The following is a 15,147-nucleotide window of genomic DNA, read 5'->3' on the forward strand; positions in this document are numbered from 1 at the left end:
TTGACACAGGATCGATGGACCCCCTTGACTGACGCAGGTGTTCGTAAAGATTGCTTTTGTTCGATTAACGAACACACCACGATCAAAGGAGAGGCGCATGAGCGCGTTGAACGTCGGCGCGAAGGCTCGGAATGCAGACATGGCGGCGCGCCGCTGGCCCGCCGACCTCAGCGAGGTGCCCTACTGGGTGTTCCAGGATGAGGACGTCTACCGTGCCGAGCAGAAGAACGTCTTCCACGGCCAGATGTGGAACTACCTCTGCCTCGAGGCGGAACTGGCGGAGCCGGGAGACTTCTGCGCCACGTTCATCGGCGAGCAGCCCGTGCTCGTCACCCGCGACCACGACGGCGAGATCTACGCGTTCGAGAACCGTTGCGCCCATCGCGGTTCGCTCCTCGCCATGGAGCACTACGGGCACGCCCAGAACTTCACCTGCGTCTACCACGCGTGGACGTACAACCTTCAGGGCGATCTGACCGGAGTCGCCTTCGAAGACGGCATCGGCGGCAAGGGCGGAATGGGAACGGACTTCTGCAAAGCCGCGCACAGCCCGCGCCGCCTTCGCCTCGCGAACGTGCACGGATTGATCTTCGGCAGCCTGAACAACGACGTCCCAGAGATTGAGGAGTACCTCGGCCAGGAGATCCTCGACTGCATCGAGCGTCTCCTCGGCGGCCGCAAGCCCGTCGTGCTCGGCCGGTACACGCAGGGCCTTCCGAACAACTGGAAGCTCTACGTGGAGAACGTCAAGGACTCCTACCACGCGAGCATCCTGCACCTGTTCTTCACGACCTTCGGCCTCAACAAGCTGAATCAGAAGGGCGGCATCATCGTCTCGCCCAACGGCGCCCACCACGTGAGCTGGTCGGCGATCAACCGCGATGCCGAGAACCGCGAGTACTACAAGGACCAGGGCATTCGCTCCGACGCGGAGTATCAACTGGAAGACCCCTCGCTCGTCGACAGTTTCAGCGAGGTCGGCGACGACGTCACCCTGCAGATCCTCTCCGTCGCCCCAGGCTTCGTGCTGCAGCAGATTCAGAACTCGATCGCCGTCCGCCAGGTGCTGCCGACCGGAGTCGACTCCACGGATCTGCACTGGACCCTGCTCGGCTTCGAGGACGACACCGAGGACCAGCAGCTCATCCGGCTGAAGCAGTCCAATCTCGTGGGCTCCGCAGGCTACGTCTCGATGGAAGACGGCGCGATCGGCGGCTTCGTACAGCGCGGCATCGCCGGCGCGAGCAGCGAGTTCGCCACCGTCCAGATGGGAGGCAAGGACGCGGTCTCAAGCGAGAGCCGCGTCACCGAGGCGTCCATCCGCGGGTTCTGGAAGTTCTATCGCGACGCGATGGGTTTCGCCATCGAGGAGGACAAATGAGCGTGGACGCCTTCACACTGATCAGCCGTGCGCAGGGCAGCTATGTTCGCGCGATCGACGACGGCCCGATCGAGGACTGGCCCGAGCACTTCACCGATGACGCGTTCTACACGGTCACCACGGCCGACAACCACCGCAGAGGTCTGCCCGCCGGCGTGATCTGGGCCAACAACAAGGCGATGCTGCGCGACCGGATCTCGGCACTCAAGGAAGCCAACATCTACGAGCCGCACGCCTACCGGCACCTGCTCGGGCAGCCTGCAATCCTCAGCGAGGAGGGCGACACGGTCGCATGCGAGACATCCTTCCTCGTTATCCGGATCACTGGAAACGGCCCGACCGACATCTTCGCGAGCGGGCGCTACCTGGACGAGTACGTGCTAGGCCACGGCACGGCACTGTTGAAACAACGCGTCGTCGTGTGCGACAGCTCGCGAACTGACACCCTCCTCGTACTCCCGCTATGACGAACACCGACCGGCTACTCCTGACGACTGGAGATCCCAACGGCAGCGGTGCCGACATCTGCGCCGCGGCGGTCAAAGAGCTCGGCGCGGCAGCCCCGATCGTCGTGGGCGACCGGCACGTCTTCGCACCCTCGGCCGAGCGGCTCGGGCTGGCGGTCCGCAATGCCGTGCCGGGGGCGACCGCGGAACCGGGGGCCTGCGACTTCGTCGATGTCGGCGCCCTGGACCCCGCCGACCTGAAGCCCGGTGAAGTAACGGCAGCGGCCGGATCTGCGACGATCGCCTACGTCACCGAGGCCGTACGGCTCGCGCAGACCGACGGCTACGTCGGGGTCGTGGCCTGTCCGCACTCCGAGACCGCGGTGCAGATGGCCGGCATCGAGTTCTCCGGGTATCCGCCACTCATCGCGAAGCTCACGGGTACGCCAGAGAACGAGGTCTTCCTCATGCTCGTGGGGGCGGGCCTGCACATCGGGCACGTAACCCTGCACCAGCAGCTGTCGGAAGCGATCACGAACCTCACGCCCGAGCTCGTGGTGGCGGCGGGCACGGCAATGGACGCAGCCCTTCGCCGAATGGGAATCGCCTCGCCGCGCCTGCGCGCCTTCGGCATCAACCCGCACGCAAGTGAAGGCGGCCTGTTCGGTGACGACGACGCGAGGGTCACGCTGCCCGCGGTCGCGGCGTTGCAGGGGCGGGGCGTCGACGTGCAGGGGCCGACAGGAGCCGACGTCGTGCTCGGCGGAAGCCGCGATGCCGACGGCTACCTCGCGATGTACCACGACCAGGGGCACATCCCGATCAAGACGCTTGCCGGCCGGGGCTCGGCCGCCGTCACGATCGGCGCCGGTGTCTCGTTCTCGAGCGTCGGGCACGGACCGGCGTACGGCAAAGCCGGGCGCGGCACCGCCGACCCGAGCGCAGTATTGGCCGCCCTGCGCTTGCTCACCCCCCGAGGGGCGGAAGGAGTGACATGACCACGATCAACATCACGGGTTCCGATATCGCCTTCGACTGCGGGCCTGAGCAGAGCATCCTTGAAGCCGCGGAGAGTGCCGGGTGGGGCATCCCGTACTCGTGCCGCAAAAACGTCTGCGACACGTGCGTCGGAAAGCTGACGTCGGGGGAGCTCACCGTTCCCGGCGTCGGCAACGTGTGCGGCCCTGCCGAAGTGCGCATGTGCCGCGCGCAACCGCTGGGTGATGTGGAGATCGCACCAAAGCGGATCGAGGCGCGTACGCCGCCAAAGCGAAAGCGCCTCACCACGACGGTGTACCGCCGCCGTCAGGTCGCGCCCACGGTGACGATTCTCGATCTGCGCTACCCGATCGGCCGTCGAACGCCGTTCCAGGCTGGCCAGTTCCTCAACGTGATCCTCGACGACGGCGACACGCGCTCATATTCGCTGGCGAACCCGCCGCAGAGCAACGACCTCGCGCAGCTTCACGTGCGCCACAAGGAGAACGGCGCGTTCTCGGCCCGCATCCTGCAGCAGCTCGAGTTCCACGACACCGTGGAGATCGAGGCGCCGTTCGGCGAGTTCTCCGTCAACGACGCGCATGCGTCCGGCGAAGAACCACAATGCGACGAGCCGATCCTGCTTCTCGCCACAGGTACCGGCTTCGCGCCAATGCGGTCGATCATCCTCGACCACATTGCGCGCCGAAAGTCCCGCCCCATCCACCTGTACTGGGGCACGCGGGACGTCGAGGACCTCTACCAGATGAACCTCACCCGTACCGTCGCCAGGCGGTTCGACTGGTTCTCGTTCACGCCCGTCGTCTCTCGGCCCGGACGGGGTTGGAGCGGTGCGACGGGATGGGTCCAGCAGGTCGCCATGGCCGACTACCCCGACCTCTCAGGCCACAGCGTGTACGCGTGTGGCAGTGAGGCGATGGTCCATACCGCCGTCGATGATCTCGCGCGTGAATGCGGGCTCGACCTCGAACGGTTCCACTCCGACGCCTTCGTCTCCGCCGTACCGGCGGAGACGAAGGCCGGTTAGTCATCCAACGATGGAGTCCAATGTCGTACTCACCCACTGATTCGCCGGCAGCCATCCGGCTGCCCGCCTTCCTCGACGGCAGAAAGCTGGGACGTTTCCAGTTCCTCACCGTCGTCATGTGCTTCTTCATGATGCTGCTCGACGGCTTCGACACGCAGGCGATCAACTACATGGCCCCCGCGATCGCCGACGACTGGGGCATCGACAAGGGCGCTCTCGGCGGGATCTTCTCGGCGGCGCTCGTCGGCCTGATGGTCGGCTATCTCGTGCTCTCACCGCTTTCCGTGAAACTCGGTCATCGCAACGTGATCCTGATCGGCGTGGCCGTGTTCGCGATATCCACACTGCTTTCGGTGGGGGTGCAGAACGAAACCCAGCTCCTCATCATGCGTTTCATCACGGGCCTCGGCCTCGGTATGGAGACTGCTAGTGCCATCGCGATCACCGCTGAGTACAGCCCGAAGCGCTGGCGCGCGTCGTTCGTGCTGGCGATCTACTGCGGCTTCTCACTGGGCTTCATCGTGGCGAACTACACCGCGAGCTGGTTGATCCCGGAGTTCGGCTGGCGCTCCGTGTTCGTCGCGGGCGGTGTGGCACCGCTGATCCTGTTGGTCATCCTGTTGCGTTGGCTGCCGGAGTCTCCGTTCTACCTGCTGCAGCGCGGGCGGGAAGATAAGATGTACGCAATCCTCCGCAAGATCGACAGCACACTGCCGGCATCTGGCGGGCCGAAGATCGAGGTCGAACGGCCCGAGTCGGTCAAGAAGGTCAAGCTGCGGGCGCTGTTCACGGGTGGTCAACTACGCGGAACGGTCCTTCTGTGGCTCGTCTTCGCCACCAACCTCGCGATGTTCTACGGGATCCAGAGCTGGATGCCCACGATCCTGAGCGAACAGGGCTACGAAGCCGGAACCCTCGCGACGGCGGCATCGATGACCACGATCGGCGGTATCGTCATCGTGGCCGTCATGGGGCCGGCGATGGACCGTCTCGGCGCGTTCGGCTCCCTCTGCGTTCTGTACCTGCTCGGCGGTGTCTTCCTCGCGGTGATGAGCTTCGCGATCGGGGCTCCTATCGGCATTCTGCTGACGGTGATCTTCCTGATCGGATGCTCGGTCTCGGGAGGCCAGAAGAGTGTGATCGCCCTCGCCTCTGTCTTCTACCGCGAGGAGGTGCGTGCAGCCGGCGTCAGCTGGGCTCTTGGCATCGGCCGCTTCGGCGGGATCCTCGGCCCCATCATCGTCGGTGCGATGCTCGCGGCTGGGTGGGGGCACAGTCAGGTGTTCATCGCTCTCGCCGTTCCGTCGATCCTGTGCGGCCTGATCGTGCTGTATCTCGGTGCCCGCGCGCGCGTGCTCGCAAGGAGGGACGCCCACGTCGAGACCGAGGAGCGTGTAAACGCATAAGCGTGACGGCGGTCGCAAAGACGGTGATCTTCGGGGAAGTACCCGAAGATCACCGTCGCCGGCGCACGACCTTGACCGTCGGCCGCGCGATCAGCGCGACGACGAGCAGTCCGTACAGCACCAACGCGATCGGGCTGGCGAACAACACCCCGACGTCGCCCTGGCTGATCGCCATGGCACGGCGCAGTTCCGTCTCCGCCAGCGGTCCGAGGATGACGCCGATCAGCACTGGTGCGATCGGGAAGCCGTGCCGCCGCAACAGGAAACCGAGCGCGCCGACGGCGTACAGCAGCACGATGTCGACGACCGAGCTCTTCGCCGTGTACACGCCGAGCGTGGCGAACACGACGATGCCAGCGTAGAGGTAGCTACGCGGAATCCGGAGCAGTTTCGCCCAGATCGGCGCGAACGGCAGATTGATGAGCAACAGGATCACGCTGCCGATGAACAGGCTCGCGAGCAGCGCCCAGATCAGCTCCGACTCCTCGGTGAACAGCAGCGGGCCGGGCTGCATGCCGTACTGCTGGAACGCGCCGAGCATGATCGCGGCGGTCGCCGACGTCGGCAGTCCCAAGCCGAGCAGCGGCACCAGCGACGTGGCCGTGGTGGCGTTGTTGGCCGCCTCCGGCCCCGCGACACCCTCGATCGCACCCTTGCCGAACTCGCTGCCACCCCGGCGTTGCGCCAGGTTGCGCTCCGCGCCGTAGGACAGGAACGTCGGGATCTCGGAACCGCCCGCGGGGATGATCCCGAACGGGACGCCGAGTGCGGTCCCGCGCAGCCACGGCCGCCACGAGCGTCCCCAGTCACGACGCGACATCCACGGCCGTCCCGGCGTGACCGTCTGCGTGGCAGGCTGCTTGTTCGCGGTCGACGCGACGTACAGCACCTCGCCGATGGCGAGCAGGCCGACGGTGACGACGACGATGCTGATGCCGTCGAGCAGCTGCGGCGAACCGAACGTGAACCGCACCGCGCCGGACTGTTCGTCGATCCCGACCAGCGCGATCGTCAATCCCAGCCCCAGCGACGTGAGACCGCGCAGTTTGTTGCCGGACACGATCGCCGCCGTCGCGACGAAGGCGAAGATCGCCAGCGCGAAGAAGTCGGCGGGGCCGAAGCTGACGGCGAGGTCCACCATCACCGGCGAGAAGAACACCACGAGCGTCACGGCGATGATGCTGGCGACGAACGAGCCGATCACCGCGGCCGCGAGTCCCTGCGGCGCGCGGCCGTTCTTGGCCATCGGGAAGCCTTCGAAGGCGGTGACCATCGACGAGCTCTGGCCGGGCGTGTTCAGCAGGATCGCGGTCGTCGCGCCGCCGAACTGGCCGCCGAAGTAGACACCGGCGAACATGATGAACGCGCCGGTGGGTTCCAACGTGAACGTCAGCGGCACCAGCAGTGCGACCGCCATGGCCGTGCCGAGACCGGGCAGCACGCCGACGGCGGTGCCAAGCACGACGCCGATCAGGCACCACAGCAGGTTCTCCGGCGTGAGCGCCTCGGCGAACCCGCTGCCGAGCAGCGACAGGGCTTCCACTCAGACCACCGCCCCGAGAATCCCGGCGGGCAGCGACATGCCCAGCCCCGCGGAGAACGCCAACTGCGCCACCGACGACATCACGAACGCCACTCCGAGATCGCGCAACACGTTGCGGCCGCCGAGCGCGTAGGACACGCCGAAGAACAGCCCTGCACCGGCGATCAGCCAGCCCAGCGGTTCGAGCAACACCACGTGCAGCACCAACGTCGCGGCCACCAGGCCGAACGGCTTCCAGTCGATCGCGGGCGGACCGTCCGATCCGGACCCGGTACCGCCCGGGCCGGCGTCGCCCTCGGCGTCGGCGCCGTCGCTGCCGGCGGCATCGACGTCGGTCGTGTCGCTGCCGGTCGCATCGGCGGGAGCTGCGCGCAGGTGCTGCACGACGAGCAGTGCGCTCAGCGCGAGCAGCAGTGCGGAGACGAGGTACGGGAAGAACTGCGGGCCAAGGAAGGCGCCGTTGTCGGGCACGTCCATCGTCGCGGTGCGGACGAGCACGACGAGGCCGATTGCGGCGACCGTGCCTGCGACGAGCAGCTCGCCCCGCGCTTTACGGCGGCTCGCGGCGCTCCGTGGAGTCGTTGTGGTCGTCATGCCAACCCCAGCTCCTCGCTGATCTCGGTGATGCGGGCGGTCTCCCGTTCGACGAACCGCTCGAACGGCTCGCCCGTGAGGAACGTGTCCTCCCACTCCTGGGTCTCGAGCGTGTTCTGCCACTGCTCGGTCCCGTGGACCTGCTCGAGCAGGTTCTCCAACTCGGTGCGTTGCTTCTCGGACAGTCCGGGCGGTGCGACGACGCCGCGCCAGTTGGCCAGTTCGACGTCGACGTTCTGCTGCCGGAACGTCGGGACGTCGATGCCGTCGACCGGTTCGGCGGCCGACAGGCCGAGCGCCCGCACCTCGCCGCTCTCGATCTGTGCCGAGAACTCGTCGTATCCGGAGACGCCGACGTCGAGGCTGCCGTTGAGCAGTCCGGCCACCGCCTCACCGCCGCCCGCGTACGGGATGTAGTTCAGCCCGCCCGGGTCGGCGCCCGCCTCGTCCATGAGCATGCCCGCGAGCAGGTGGTCGGTCCCGCCGACCGAGCCACCACCGACCGCGACGGAACGAGGATCGGCCCGCCACCGGTCGAGCAGATCGGCCAGGTTCTTGATCGGCGAGTCGGCGGGCACGACGACGACCCCGTAGTCGTTGGCCAGCCTCGCGATCGGGGTCACGTCGGTGAGGTCGTTCGGAGCTCCGGTGGCGACGATCGAGCCCATCATGACCGTGCCGGTCATCATGAGCGTGTCACCCCGCCCGACCTGGTTGACGACCCTCGCGAGCCCGATGGAACCGCCCGCACCGGGCACGTTCAGCACCTCGGTCGTGTTGACGTATCCCTTGTCGTCCACAACGGACTGGATCTCCCTGCCGACGCTGTCCCAGCCGCCTCCCGGCGCGGCGGGAACCGTGATGTTCAGTCGGTCCCGCGGGCCGGCGCCGCCCTCCGCGCCGGTCACGACGTCGACCACGGCGACACCGACGAGCGCGACCGTGGCGGCGATCGCCCCCGCCCGCACCAGCGGTCTCATCGCTCGTCGCCCGGAGCTCGTACTGCTCGGCGAGGGACTCGCGGTCATGGTGCTCCTTCGCGTACGTCGTCGGGCGCGCTACCTGCAGTCCACCAGACGGTCGAATAGGACCGCACAGCGGATGGTGCGCTACGATAGAGACCGACCACGTCCACGACAAGGCCGCCGCAGGAGTTGATGTCGCGTGCCCACCGCCGACGCCGCCCCGGAGGACGACGGTCCTGCCGGCGCCGCGCCTGCCTCACCGGTCCGCAGCGTGGCGCGCGCCCTGGACCTGTTGGCGCTGTTCACCGAGGACAACGCCACCTGGACCGTGCGGGAACTCACCGAGGCCAGCGGACTGGCCAAGACCACGGTGCTGCGGCTCGTCGACACGCTGCAGCAGCGTGGCCTCCTGTGGGCCGGTGAACACGGCCGGATGTCGGCGGGGCCCGGTTTGCTGCGTTGGGCGAACCTCGCCAGGACGACGTGGCAGGTCCCCGAGCAGGCCCGGCAGGTAATGCGGGACCTGTCCAACTCCTGCGGTGAGACCGTGAACCTCTACGTCCGCTCGGGCGCGGCCCGGATCTGCGTGGAGCAACGGGAAGGCCGCCGCAGCGTGCGGCACATCGTGCGCGTCGGCGACGAACTCCCCCTCTGGGGCGGCGCGGCGAGCAAGGTGTTGCTCACCGGGGCGGACGAACGGTCGCTCGCCGCGGTGGCAGCGCTCGACCCCGGAGGACGGACCGTCGACGACCTGCGCGGCGAGGCCGCCGAGGTGCAGGAGCGTGGCCATGCCGTCAGCCACGGCGAACGGGAGGTCGGCGCTTCCGGCGTCGCCACTCCCGTTGTCGGCTCCGACGGCGCGGTGCTCGCCGCGCTCGCCCTCGGCGGGCCCACTCCGCGGTTCACCGACGAGGCGGTCGCGGAGTGGGCCGTAGCGGTACGGGACGCCGCGCGGCGCATCTCGCGGATCGGCATCGGAGGACGAGCGTGACCGACGGACTGTTGCACGGCGTGCGGGTACTCGACCTGACGAACGTCCTCGCAGGTCCGTACGCCAGCTACCAGCTCGGCCTGCTCGGAGCGGACGTCGTCAAGGTCGAGACACCGGGAGGCGGTGACCTCGCACGCCAGCTCGGCGCGGACGCGGAGCTGAACGAGGCGCACCTGGGCACGTCGTTCCTCGCGCAGAACGGCGGCAAGCGGTCGCTGACACTGAACCTCAAGAGCGCAGAGGGCAAGGAGGTCTTCGCCGAGCTCGTCCGGAGCAGCGCCGTCGTGCTGGAGAACTTCCGGCCCGGCGTGCTGGCCAGACTCGGCTTCGACCGGGACCGGTTACGCGAACTCAACCCGCGGCTCGTCTACTGCGCCATCTCGGGTTTCGGCCAGCACGGCCCGATGGCCGATCGGCCCGCCTACGACCAGATCATCCAGGGCCTGTCCGGAATGATGAGCGCCACCGGGACGCCGGAAACGGCACCGCTGCGCGCCGGGTACCCGATCTCGGACACGCTCGGCGGCATGGCCGCCGCGTTCTCGGTGTGCGCCGCGCTGACGCGTGCGGAACGCAGCGGCGAGGGGGCGTTCCTGGATCTGTCCATGATGGACACCGCGATGACGGCGATGGGCTGGGCGATGTCGAACTACCTGATCGCCGGTGTCGAACCGCAGGCGATGGGCAACGAGAACGCCACCGCGGCACCGTCCGGCACGTTCCGCACGGCCGACGGCCACCTCAACATCGCCGCCAACAAACAGGAGCAGTTCGAGGCGCTGTGCGCCGAGGTCGGCCGTCCGGAACTGAGCATCGATCCGAGGTTCGCCGCCCGCGAGGACCGCAAGGCCAACCGCGATGCGCTCCGCGAGGAGCTGGAGATCGGCCTCGCCGCACGCCCCGCGGCGTACTGGGAACGGACGTTGTCCGCGGCGGGGATTCCCGCGGCACGGGTGCTCGACGTCCCGGACGTGCTGGAACTGGACCAGGTCCGTGAGCGGGAACTGGTGCACGAACTGCCGTTCCCCGGCCGCGATTCCGGCACGGTGCGCGTGCTGGGCAGCGGCGTACACGTGGACGGGAAGGCCGCCGCGCCGAGCGGTGCGCCACCGCTGCTCGGCGAGCACACCGACGAACTGCTCACCGAACTCGGCTACGGAACCGCCGAGATCACCGACCTGCGCAGCGCTGGAGTGGTGTGACCGTGACGGGCGACAACGACAACGGCGGCGGACGGGATGACGGCGGCACCGACGGCGGCAGACGGGACGAGGCTGCGGCCTACTGGGCGACGAACCTGGTGCGCATCCGGCCCGGTGAGATCGCGCTGCGCGGCTATCCGATCGAGGAGCTGATCGGCAGGTTCTCCTTCGTCGACGTCGCCTGGTTGATGGTGCGGGGCGAATTGCCGACGCCGCCCGAGTCGCGACTGCTGGAGGCGGCGTTGACGGCGGCGGTGGACCACGGCCCGCAGGCGCCGTCGATCGCGGCCGCGCGCATGGCCGCCACGTGCGGCGTCGGCCTCAACAACGCCATGGCCACGGGGGTGAACCTACTGGGCGACGTGCACGGCGGCGCGGGGCAGCAGTGCATGGAGGTGTTGCAGGACGTCCTCGACCGCACGGCCGGAGCGGGGTCCGTCGAAGCGGCCGTCGAACAGGTGCTGGCCGAGCACCGTTACGTGCCCGGATTCGGCCACCGTTTCCACCCGCGTGACCCGCGCCGTGACCCGCTGCTCGGCCTCGTCGAACAGGCCCGCGACGACGGCGTCGTCGCGGGTGAGCACCTGGCCGCGGCCGTCGAGGTCGAACGGCAGCTGGCGTCGAGGTCGAGCAAGCCCATCCCCATGAACATCGACGGGGCGACCGCGGTCATCTACGGCGAACTCGGGTTCACCCCGGAACTGGCGCGAGGCCTGTTCGTGCTGTCGCGATCGGTCGGCATCCTCGCGCACGCCTGGGAGGAACGGCAGACCGGAACGAGGATCAAGGGCCCGGTCCCCCGCTCCGTACTCGCCGACTACACCGGCCCCGACCTCCGCGAACCGCCCCGCTGAGGCTCGGGGGTCGGGTTCACCCTGCCGCACCTCGGCCGGACCGCCTGGCGTGGCGGGCTTCGACGCCGTCGAGGATGACGTCGAGGCCGTCCTCGAACCAGTGCCGATCACCGTCGGGAAGCGGATCGGCGATGAGCCGCTGCAGGTGCGGTGAGTCGCCGAGGTCGACGTCCCTGAGCCGTCGCTGCCAGCTGCGGCCGGGATCGTCCTCCGCGCCCGCCTGCCGGTCACCGAGGACGACGCGAGCGGTGCCCTGGACGTAGTTGTTGATCGTCATGATCGCGCGTGCCGCCTCCTGGAGCGGCAGTTCCAGCTGCGCGAGCGCGGTCAGCGCCCACTCCATCGACGCGAGCGACGCCGCCCCGAACGGCGGGGTGACGGTCGCCGTGGCCGTGATCATCCACGGGTGGGCGAGCATGGCCGCCCAGTCCTGCCGTGCCAGCACGTGCATGCACTCGCGCCAGTCCAGGTCCGCCGGGTCGGGGTAATCGCGCTGGGCGACGACGTGTTCGACCATCGCCGTCACGAGCTCGTCGCGATGGGAGATGTGCCGATACAGCGACGCGGGCCCGGTTCCCAGGTGCTCGGCGACGCGACGCATCGACACCGCGTCCAGGCCGTCGCGGTCGGCGAGCGTGATCGCCGCCGCCACGATCCCGTCGCGCGAGAGCGGACCCGCCGGGCGCGTTCGTGGACTCACTGCTGCCACCTCCGGGCCCAACCCTATTGCATTGCGAACACTGTTCGCTATTCTCGTTGCGAACAGTGTTCGCAACGGCAGCGATCACCCCGGCGACGACCACACGAGCAACGAGGAGCAGTCATGACAACCGTTCGAAGCGGCCCGCGATCCCGGTGGCTCGGCCTCGCCGCGCTGACCCTGCCGGTGATCCTGACCTCGATGGACGTAACGATCCTGCACATCGCCGTCCCGACGATCACCCGGGAACTGACGCCGAGCCCGAGCGAGACGCTGTGGATCGTCGACTCCTACGGCTTCCTGCTGGCCGGCCTGTTGATCGTGATGGGCAACGTCGGCGACCGGATCGGCAGGCGCAGACTCCTGCTGACCGGTGCCTGCCTGTTCGGCGCCGCGTCGGTGACGGCGGCCTTCGCACCGACACCGGAGCTGCTCATCGCCGCGCGGGCCCTGATGGGAATCGGCGGCGCGACACTGATGCCGTCGACCCTGTCGCTGATCCGCACCATGTTCCCGGACCCCGGCGAGCGCACCCGTGCCATCGGGATCTGGACGGCAGGCCTGTCGGGCGGCATCGCCGTCGGCCCCGTCGTCGGTGGGCTGCTGCTGGAGTCGCTGTGGTGGGGCTCGGTCTTCCTGATCAACGCACCGGTCATCGTGGTGCTGCTGGCCGCCGTGCCGCGCCTCGTGCCCGAGTACCGCAGCCCGAGCACGGCACGGCTGGATCCGCTGAGCGTCGTGCTGTCGTTCGGGGCGATCCTGCCGGTCGTGTGGGCCGTCAAGACGGCGGCCGAGGAGCTGACGGTCACCCTGCCGACGATCGTCGCGCTCGTCGGCGGACTCGGCATCGGCGTGCTGTTCCTCGTCCGGCAACGACGGCTGCGCAATCCGCTCGTCGACCTCGACCTGTTCGGTGATCCCCGGTTCACGGGCGCCATCATCGGGGCAGGACTGTCGATGTTCGCGCTCGTCGGCGTGATGCTCTACAACACCCAGTACCTGCAGCTCGTGCACGGACTCTCGCCGTTGGTCGCCGCGCTGGCGATGCTGCCGGTGATGGTGGGCGTCGGGGCGATGGCCGTCCTCTCCTCGGCACTCGTCGGCAGACTGGGTTATCCGCTGATCTTCGGAGCCGGTGCGGGGCTCGCCGCCGCGGGCATGGCAACGTTCAGCACTGTGCCCGCCGACGGTGGGCTTCTCCTCGCCGTCGTGTCCTCGGCCGCGATCGGCGCCGGAATCGCCCCGATGATGACGCTGGCGACGGACGTCGTCGTCGCCTCGGCGCCGCCGTCCCGATCCGGTGCCGCGTCCGCACTGTCCGAGACATCGGCCGAGTTCGGCGCCGCGTTGGGAATCGCCGTGCTCGGTTCCATCGGCACCGCCGTTTACCGGTCGCACATGCGCGACGGACTCCCCGCCGACGTGCCTCCCGAGGTCGCCGACACCGCGGCGTCCGGCCTCGGCGCGGCCACCGGCATCGCCGAACAGCTGCCACCCGCACCGGCCGGCCACCTCACCGGACTCGCCGACACGGCGTTCGTCGACGGCCTCGGCGTCGCCACACTCACCGCGGCCGCCGTCCTCCTCGTGGCCACCGTCGTCTGTCCGGCGCTGCTGCGCACAGGCAAGAAGTAAGCCGGCGACGACACGTCGCGCTGACACGCGACACGGCGATCACTCGGCCGCGGCGCTCCCCTGCCGCTCGCCCGCTCCCACCCATTCGAGGATCCGATAGTGCAGCCCGGTCGACGACTCGTGCCACGGCCCGGTGGTGTCCGGCGGCCTGCCGACGTCCGGCGCCGTCGTGTCGCCGTCGAAGTGCTCGCGGATCTCGGTGACCACGACGCGGTCGGCGATGGGCAACGTCGCCCGGTACACCGCCGCGCCGCCCATGACCCACACGTCCCCCGACGCCGCGTCCAGCGCCTGCGCCAACTCGGAGAACGTCTCCGCACCGTCCTGCGGGGTGCGGGACAGCACGAGGTTGCGGCGTCCCGGCAGGGGCCGGAACCGCGGCGGCAGCGATTCCCATGTGCGCCTGCCCATGAGCACGGTCGCGCCCTCGGTCACGGCACGGAAGTGCTTCAAGTCCTCTGGCAGGTGCCACGGCATGGTGCCGTCACGGCCGATGACACCGTTCGCGGACTGCGCCCAGATCAGCCCGATCACACCGCCACCGGCGCCTTGATGCCCGGGTGCGGGTCGTAGCCCTGGATCTCGAAGTGCTCGTAGGTGTAGTCGAACAGGCTGCCGGCCGGCTTCAGCGCCAGCGTGGGGAACGGCCGTGCCTCGCGGGAGAGCTGTGTGCGGACCTGTTCGAGGTGGTTGTCGTAGATGTGGCAGTCGCCGCCGGTCCAGACGAAGTCGCCGACCCGCAGCCCGACCTGGTCGGCGATCATGTGCGTCAGCAGCGCGTAGCTGGCGATGTTGAACGGGACGCCGAGGAACAGGTCCGCGCTGCGCTGGTACAGCTGGCAGGACAGCTCACCGTCGGCGACGTAGAACTGGAAGAACGCGTGACACGGCGGCAGCGCCATCTGCGGGATGTCGGCGACGTTCCACGCGGACACGATGATCCGCCGGGAGTCGGGGTTCTCGCGGAGCGTGCGGAGCACCTCACTGATCTGGTCGATGTGCTCGCCGTCGGGCGTGGGCCACGAGCGCCACTGCACGCCGTAGATCGGGCCGAGGTCGCCGTCCGGTGCGGCCCACTCGTCCCAGATCGTGACGCCGTTCTCCCGCAGCCAGTTGACGTTGGCGTCGCCGCGCAGGAACCACAGCAGTTCGTAGGCGATCGAGCGGAAGTGCACCTTCTTCGTCGTGATCAGCGGAAACCCGTCGGACAGCCGATAACGCAGCTGGTGACCGAAGATCGACCGCGTGCCCGTGCCGGTGCGGTCCGCCTTGTGGGCGCCGTTCTCCAGCACGTGCTGAAGCAAGTTCTCGTACTGCGTATCGGGCATGCCTGAATCTTAGGCAGCCGCGCGAAGCGCGTCCGGTTGGGCGGTGGTGGGAGACGGCAGGGCGTAGGCAGCCGCG

General features: G+C 68.6%; 15 protein-coding genes. 9 read left to right on the forward strand and 6 right to left on the reverse strand.

Translation table 11 applies throughout. From position 1 onward, the window contains the following. Window positions 1-97: 97 nt before the first annotated feature. From LY13_RS15305 to LY13_RS15325, 5 genes are read left to right on the forward strand one after another with little or no spacing between them, the layout of a single operon-like run. Entirely contained in the window at window positions 98-1,381 is a 1,284-nt protein-coding gene (locus LY13_RS15305; RefSeq protein ID WP_253829113.1) for an aromatic ring-hydroxylating dioxygenase subunit alpha, read from the forward strand. Then, complete coding sequence (locus tag LY13_RS15310; RefSeq protein WP_253829114.1) at window positions 1,378-1,848, forward strand: aromatic-ring-hydroxylating dioxygenase subunit beta; 471 nt, start codon at window positions 1,378-1,380, stop codon at window positions 1,846-1,848. Before LY13_RS15305 ends, LY13_RS15310 begins: the two co-directional genes overlap by 4 nt. Then, window positions 1,845-2,825 (forward strand): PdxA family dehydrogenase, encoded by a 981-nt coding sequence (locus LY13_RS15315; protein ID WP_253829115.1) that lies wholly within the window; start codon window positions 1,845-1,847, stop codon window positions 2,823-2,825. Before LY13_RS15310 ends, LY13_RS15315 begins: the two co-directional genes overlap by 4 nt. Then, on the forward strand, window positions 2,822-3,853 hold the full coding sequence (locus LY13_RS15320) for a 2Fe-2S iron-sulfur cluster-binding protein (protein WP_253829116.1): 1,032 nt from the start codon (window positions 2,822-2,824) through the stop codon (window positions 3,851-3,853). The genes LY13_RS15315 and LY13_RS15320 overlap by 4 nt, the downstream gene beginning before the upstream one ends. 20 nt (window positions 3,854-3,873) lie before the next feature. Continuing rightward, window positions 3,874-5,259, forward strand: a complete 1,386-nt coding sequence (locus tag LY13_RS15325; RefSeq protein WP_253829117.1) for an MFS transporter — start codon at window positions 3,874-3,876, stop codon at window positions 5,257-5,259. 49 nt (window positions 5,260-5,308) lie between these two features. Here the strand turns inward: LY13_RS15325 and LY13_RS15330 are convergent, their stop codons facing one another. Genes LY13_RS15330 through LY13_RS15340 form a run of 3 tightly spaced genes read right to left on the reverse strand, consistent with a single transcriptional unit; the run spans window position 5,309 to window position 8,424 of the window. Continuing rightward, entirely contained in the window at window positions 5,309-6,802 is a 1,494-nt protein-coding gene (locus LY13_RS15330) for a tripartite tricarboxylate transporter permease (protein ID WP_253829118.1), read from the reverse strand. Further along, window positions 6,803-7,396 carry a tripartite tricarboxylate transporter TctB family protein gene (locus tag LY13_RS15335; protein WP_253829119.1) on the reverse strand — a complete coding sequence of 198 codons (594 nt, stop codon included), beginning with the start codon at window positions 7,394-7,396 and terminating at the stop codon, window positions 6,803-6,805. It abuts the gene before it with no gap. Next, complete coding sequence (locus tag LY13_RS15340; protein WP_253829120.1) at window positions 7,393-8,424, reverse strand: Bug family tripartite tricarboxylate transporter substrate binding protein; 1,032 nt, start codon at window positions 8,422-8,424, stop codon at window positions 7,393-7,395. The genes LY13_RS15335 and LY13_RS15340 overlap by 4 nt, the downstream gene beginning before the upstream one ends. A 136-nt stretch (window positions 8,425-8,560) precedes the next feature. Here LY13_RS15340 and LY13_RS26000 point away from each other — a divergent pair, with 136 nt between their 5' ends. From LY13_RS26000 to LY13_RS15355, 3 genes are read left to right on the forward strand one after another with little or no spacing between them, the layout of a single operon-like run. After that, window positions 8,561-9,352, forward strand: coding sequence for an IclR family transcriptional regulator (locus LY13_RS26000; protein ID WP_253829121.1), 792 nt, complete (start codon window positions 8,561-8,563; stop codon window positions 9,350-9,352). Continuing rightward, window positions 9,349-10,554, forward strand: coding sequence for a CaiB/BaiF CoA transferase family protein (locus tag LY13_RS15350; protein ID WP_253829122.1), 1,206 nt, complete (start codon window positions 9,349-9,351; stop codon window positions 10,552-10,554). Before LY13_RS26000 ends, LY13_RS15350 begins: the two co-directional genes overlap by 4 nt. Window positions 10,555-10,556: 2 nt before the next feature. Next, the gene (locus LY13_RS15355; protein ID WP_253829123.1) at window positions 10,557-11,408 is read left to right on the forward strand and encodes a citryl-CoA lyase; all 852 of its coding nucleotides are present in this window, start codon (window positions 10,557-10,559) and stop codon (window positions 11,406-11,408) included. A 16-nt stretch (window positions 11,409-11,424) separates the two neighbouring features. On the opposite strand, the gene LY13_RS15360 is transcribed toward LY13_RS15355, so the two are convergent. Further along, on the reverse strand, window positions 11,425-12,108 hold the full coding sequence (locus LY13_RS15360; RefSeq protein ID WP_253829124.1) for a TetR/AcrR family transcriptional regulator: 684 nt from the start codon (window positions 12,106-12,108) through the stop codon (window positions 11,425-11,427). 123 nt (window positions 12,109-12,231) lie between these two features. Here LY13_RS15360 and LY13_RS15365 point away from each other — a divergent pair, with 123 nt between their 5' ends. Next, a complete protein-coding gene (locus LY13_RS15365) occupies window positions 12,232-13,743 on the forward strand; it encodes an MFS transporter (protein ID WP_253829126.1) in 1,512 nt (503 codons plus the stop codon). Between the two features lie 39 nt (window positions 13,744-13,782). Here the strand turns inward: LY13_RS15365 and LY13_RS15370 are convergent, their stop codons facing one another. Both LY13_RS15370 and LY13_RS15375 read right to left on the reverse strand, forming a co-directional pair. Next, on the reverse strand, window positions 13,783-14,277 hold the full coding sequence (locus tag LY13_RS15370) for a dihydrofolate reductase (protein WP_253829127.1): 495 nt from the start codon (window positions 14,275-14,277) through the stop codon (window positions 13,783-13,785). Then, a complete protein-coding gene (locus LY13_RS15375; RefSeq protein ID WP_253829129.1) occupies window positions 14,274-15,071 on the reverse strand; it encodes a thymidylate synthase in 798 nt (265 codons plus the stop codon). The genes LY13_RS15370 and LY13_RS15375 overlap by 4 nt, the downstream gene beginning before the upstream one ends. Window positions 15,072-15,147 lie beyond the last annotated feature (76 nt).

This window comes from Prauserella aidingensis (genome assembly GCF_024171865.1).
Classification (GTDB): Bacteria; Actinomycetota; Actinomycetes; order Mycobacteriales; family Pseudonocardiaceae; genus Prauserella; species Prauserella aidingensis.

Excerpts from the sequence above, each read along its gene's own strand:
- LY13_RS15305 (WP_253829113.1), top strand. The coding sequence starts at position 98 with ATGAGCGCGTTGAACGTCGGCGCGAAGGCTCGGAATGCAGACATGGCG.
- LY13_RS15310 (WP_253829114.1), top strand. The coding sequence starts at position 1,378 with ATGAGCGTGGACGCCTTCACACTGATCAGCCGTGCGCAGGGCAGCTAT.
- LY13_RS15315 (WP_253829115.1), top strand. The coding sequence starts at position 1,845 with ATGACGAACACCGACCGGCTACTCCTGACGACTGGAGATCCCAACGGC.
- LY13_RS15320 (WP_253829116.1), top strand. The coding sequence starts at position 2,822 with ATGACCACGATCAACATCACGGGTTCCGATATCGCCTTCGACTGCGGG.
- LY13_RS15325 (WP_253829117.1), top strand. The coding sequence starts at position 3,874 with ATGTCGTACTCACCCACTGATTCGCCGGCAGCCATCCGGCTGCCCGCC.
- LY13_RS15335 (WP_253829119.1), bottom strand. The coding sequence starts at position 7,396 with ATGACGACCACAACGACTCCACGGAGCGCCGCGAGCCGCCGTAAAGCG.
- LY13_RS15340 (WP_253829120.1), bottom strand. The coding sequence starts at position 8,424 with ATGACCGCGAGTCCCTCGCCGAGCAGTACGAGCTCCGGGCGACGAGCG.
- LY13_RS15365 (WP_253829126.1), top strand. The coding sequence starts at position 12,232 with ATGACAACCGTTCGAAGCGGCCCGCGATCCCGGTGGCTCGGCCTCGCC.
- LY13_RS15375 (WP_253829129.1), bottom strand. The coding sequence starts at position 15,071 with ATGCCCGATACGCAGTACGAGAACTTGCTTCAGCACGTGCTGGAGAAC.